Source organism: bacterium endosymbiont of Bathymodiolus sp. 5 South, assembly GCF_900128535.1.
In the GTDB taxonomy this organism is placed as follows: Bacteria; Pseudomonadota; Gammaproteobacteria; order PS1; family Pseudothioglobaceae; genus Thiodubiliella.
Genome location: NZ_FQTR01000145.1, coordinates 1 through 4,061, shown reverse-complemented (window position 1 = coordinate 4,061; position 4,061 = coordinate 1). Strand labels below are relative to the sequence as shown.

Below are 4,061 nucleotides of genomic sequence, written 5' to 3'. Positions count from 1 at the left end.
AGTGCCAATGATTTTGTGAATGGCATTCAGGTCAGTTTTGCCGATAGCCAAACCAACAGCCTTATCAATCGTGTGCTCAGTGCCAACGGGCTGAGCAATGTTATCCCCACCTCCAGCCGTAAGGTTGAGCGTTGGGATACTTGGACGAATGCCAAAGTGGTGATTGGTAAAAGCAATGGGTCAGGTGCAAATAAGACTGAGTTTAATCTTAAATCCCTTAATATAGGTATGGACAGACGCATAGCCCAAGATAAAATTATCGGCTTTTCCCTTGGCTTAGGTAAGCAAGATCGCACTGCCACAGGCAGTGATTTCTCAGGCGATGTGGATACCAAGCAATACACACTCTCTAGTTACGGTGCGTTAGAACTCAGTAACAAAGGCAGTATTGAGGCAGTACTAGGCGTCGCCAAAGCCACGCACAAAGTCAGCAAAAACAACACACCAAGTGCCGACCAAGGCAGCAATGGCTTTTTTGCCAGTATTGCTTACCGTGCAGATTTACAGGCTCAGGGCGTTGATTTATCGCCTTTCATTCGCTACGACATCAGCCGTATCAAGATGAAGGCGAATGACACACTTACCAGCAGCGAGACTGCCACCGACGAGGCAATTGCCCTTGGTATTGACATCAGCAAGACAGAGAACTACGAAGAGGGACAACTCACTCGCTTTATGAGTGTGGAATACAAATCCGATATTCGTCGTGATGGCAACGATTACCTTAGCAAAAATGCCGAGCAAGAAGTGAGCGTGAAACTGGGGCTGGATTATCAAAAAGACGACACCACCACTTCTATTAATTATGAACGCATTCAATCCACTAACAATAAAGCGCATAATTATGGTATTGAAGGTACGGTTCAATGGAAGTTTTGATGGGTTTATAAAAAAGGGGAGTAAAAGGGGACGCCACCCTTTTTTAGGTCTCCCCCTTTTTTTTTAAACTCAAATCCCTGCTGCCCACCTTGTCGCTTAGTTTTCGAATAAAACCCTCATTGCCGCATGGCAAACCTTTATGTGTATTTATTTTTAAAGTTTTATCATGCTGAATGCCAACCATAGATTTTAAATAATCCTGATACTCACTTGGCAAAACTCCAATATCATAATCCGTTACAAGGCTATTGTTAACAAGCCCAGCGTGACACATTGCACTTGAATATTTATAATCAGTTGCATTCTCTACCATTTTTGCCTTAACTGGATTATTTTCAACATAAGCAAAGCCATAATAAGTATATTGCTCATCAAGTGGAGAGGAAAAAAATCGCCCTTGCCATAAAATGCCAGTGATGTTTTGTTGTTTGTTAATATATTGGCTGTATCTCATATACAAAGGTTTTAAGGCTTTTTGCAAGCCCTCTTTTGTGGTTGGTTGTAAAATCAAATGAATATGATTATTCATTAGGCAATAAGCCAATACTGCCACTTTGTGTTTAATGGTGTATTCTTGTAGTAAATCTAGATAATAATTTTTGTCATTATCGCAAAAGAAAACATCATTACGACGATTACCTCGCTGGGTAATGTGATGGGGAGTATTAGGAAATACGATTCTAGCTTGTCTTGGTGTGAGTTTATTTTAACAGAAATTAAAATAAAAGGGTAGCGTCCCCTTTATCTTAATTTGTTGCTTATTGCCCTCTATTTTTGAAATAACAGACAAGCTAACTCTTGTTTCATCGCTTAACTCCTTTGCCAAAAAGCAAATAGTCTGATTTTTAATAGCAAGATTCTTTATTTACAGCATCTTTAAGAGTTTTTCCAATAAATGCGTTAATTGATAAGCTTTCTTTTAAAGCTTGTTTATAAATATTTTTGTGCAGCTGCGGATCTATTCTTAAATTAAAACTGCCTTTGTATGTTTTTTGAGGCTTGCGATTTAAATCTTCACAAGTTTGAATGTAGTCATTAACACTATTTTTAAAATTACTTTCAAGCTCAGCCACATTGGTGGCTTCAAAAGTTACCAAATCATCAATCATTGCCAATTTTCCGTAAAAACATTTATCGTCATGTGAATAATCAATAGTAGCAATATATTTTTTATACTCCATGGTGCTCATAATATCTCCTTTAATTTATCTTGAATTTGTCTCACTAAATATATTTTTAAAATTTTACTCGGATGAGGTTTGTGCAAATTAATTAAGCTGTCTTTTTCTTTATTAAAAAATTTAATTCTAGAACCAGCACCGTCAATTTTTTCAAACCCTAAGCTTATTAATAAAGTTTCTAATTCATCAAAAGTCAATGTTTTTGAAATTGGATTTCTTAAAAATTTATCTAACAATTTTTGTTTTTTACTCATGGTTAAATGATACCATAATTTAGTTACAAAATATAATTAGTCAACCATTAAAAACCCAAAACAACCAACCATGAAACCACAGTTATAAATTACAAGGTCTTGGCATTAATCACGCTAACCAAGTTTGGTCTACAGACATTACCTACATCAAAATTGCAGGTGGTATGGTCTAATGGCAGCTATTATTGATTGGCACTCAAAAGCAGTGTTATCATACAAAATATCCAACACTATGGATAGCCAACTGGTGATGAGTGTACTCAATGACGCTTTAGAAAAACATCCACACCCAAAGATATTTAATACCGATCAAGGCTCTCAATATACCAGTGAGATACACACTAAGCGTCTAAAAGATTTGGGTATTACAATATCTATGGATGGCAAAGGCAGAGCCACAGATAATAGTTGCATTGAGCGCTTCTGGCGAAGCGCAAAATGCGAGAGAATTTATTTGAACGAATATCAATCTATTAGTGAGTTAATCACTGATGTAGATGATTATATTGAGTTTTATAACCATAGAAGATTCCATGAAACACTGGCATATAAAAAACCAATGGATGTGTACCAAGAAAGTATAAAATTAAATCAAGAAAAAGCGAAGGCTTCTTAGGATGCTCTATATAAGAAATTTTAAAAAGTTGTCAAAGGTTTTGGGGTAATGTATTAAACTATAATTAAAGATAAAAAAATAAAACAAATTGACGGTGATAATATATACAATCCGTCTGCAAGATGGCATTCATCTTGTGTTTATTTAAAGGAAGAGTGGAAAGATGGAAAAGTTGTTAAAATATGCACAATACAACACAAAGGCACAACATTAATGGAAATCCATAAAGTGTCAAAATCTGCCATTTATCTAAGAACGGAAAAGAAAATAAGGGATACTTTTGGTACTCTCGAGAAGAATAATATTACCCCTTGGGCATTCTTTAATTTAGGCAAGCCTTTTCAAGTGAAAAAATTTGATGGTTCAAAAATTACAAGCGAAGGATTTGAGTTTTCAGGAAGCATTCGTCAAATTTATTGGCATAGCATTGAACCATTTATCGAAGATATTACTGTAAAAGTTATAGATGAAGTCGTGACCTTAACCCAAGAAAAATCACAAGACTTAAAAGAAACACTAACCGAAGCCGAGGGTTTATTGGTTTCCTACACGAGAAAAACATATCAGCGTATGGCTGAAATTGATCAAAGATTGCGTGGCAAGGGATATCCCAAGAGCGTTAATATCCAGAAGACCGATAGGTATGAAACACCTATGATTGAGTTCATAAAGGGCAGTGTTTCTGCCGAGCTTAAAACTTACCGCCCCAAATCAAGATTTGAACAGTTTTATCAAAATAACAAGTTCTTAGTTTGGTTGGTTGGTATTCTCGGTGCAGTAATCAAATTTTCATTGGGCAAAAGTGCCTAACAAAAAAATCAAAGGCGACGCCAAAAAGCGGCGCGCTTTATTTAGTCACCCCTTAAAAACTATACAACCACTTGATTTAAAACAATAAAACTAACAATAACCATAGGCAAATCAACCAACTTCCACTAAAATAACCCTTATTTCTTAGTCGTTTTGTTTAAAAAAATATGCTGGGTAAAAGGGGGCGCTGCCCTTTTTTAGGTCTCTCCCCTTTTTTTAAAACTCAAATCCCTGCCCACCTTGTCGCTTAGTTTTCGAATAAAACCCTCATTGCCACATGGCAAACCTTTGTGTGTATTTATTTTTAAAGTTTTATCATGC

The 4,061-nt window shown here is 36.1% G+C and carries 5 protein-coding genes and 1 pseudogene; 3 read left to right on the top strand and 3 right to left on the bottom strand.

Annotation, left to right across the window (positions count from 1 at the left end; all coding sequences use genetic code 11):
- Positions 1-879 (top strand): autotransporter outer membrane beta-barrel domain-containing protein (locus tag BBROOKSOX_RS09245; RefSeq protein ID WP_139661302.1); only part of this gene is annotated, 879 nt, incomplete at its 5' end.
- A 43-nt stretch (positions 880-922) separates the two neighbouring features.
- Here BBROOKSOX_RS09245 and BBROOKSOX_RS09240 read toward each other — a convergent pair.
- The 3 genes from BBROOKSOX_RS09240 to BBROOKSOX_RS09230 all read right to left on the bottom strand — a co-directional run bounded on the left by BBROOKSOX_RS09240 (position 923) and on the right by BBROOKSOX_RS09230 (position 2,314).
- The gene (locus tag BBROOKSOX_RS09240) at positions 923-1,531 is read right to left on the bottom strand and encodes a transposase (RefSeq protein WP_257607840.1); all 609 of its coding nucleotides are present in this window, start codon (positions 1,529-1,531) and stop codon (positions 923-925) included.
- Between the two features lie 193 nt (positions 1,532-1,724).
- Complete coding sequence (locus BBROOKSOX_RS09235) at positions 1,725-2,069, bottom strand: type II toxin-antitoxin system HicB family antitoxin (protein WP_257607839.1); 345 nt, start codon at positions 2,067-2,069, stop codon at positions 1,725-1,727.
- Positions 2,066-2,314, bottom strand: coding sequence for a type II toxin-antitoxin system HicA family toxin (locus tag BBROOKSOX_RS09230; RefSeq protein WP_139661295.1), 249 nt, complete (start codon positions 2,312-2,314; stop codon positions 2,066-2,068). Before BBROOKSOX_RS09230 ends, BBROOKSOX_RS09235 begins: the two co-directional genes overlap by 4 nt.
- A gap of 89 nt (positions 2,315-2,403) precedes the next feature.
- Between BBROOKSOX_RS09230 and BBROOKSOX_RS09225 the strand changes: the two are divergent.
- Together BBROOKSOX_RS09225 and BBROOKSOX_RS09220 are read left to right on the top strand one after the other, a co-directional pair.
- Positions 2,404-2,930 (top strand): annotated as a pseudogene (locus BBROOKSOX_RS09225) (IS3 family transposase); the annotation flags it as partial.
- Positions 2,931-3,143: 213 nt separating this feature from the next.
- Positions 3,144-3,740: a hypothetical protein gene (locus BBROOKSOX_RS09220; RefSeq protein WP_139661289.1), complete on the top strand. Its 597-nt coding sequence runs from the start codon at positions 3,144-3,146 to the stop codon at positions 3,738-3,740.
- Positions 3,741-4,061: the final 321 nt, after the last annotated feature.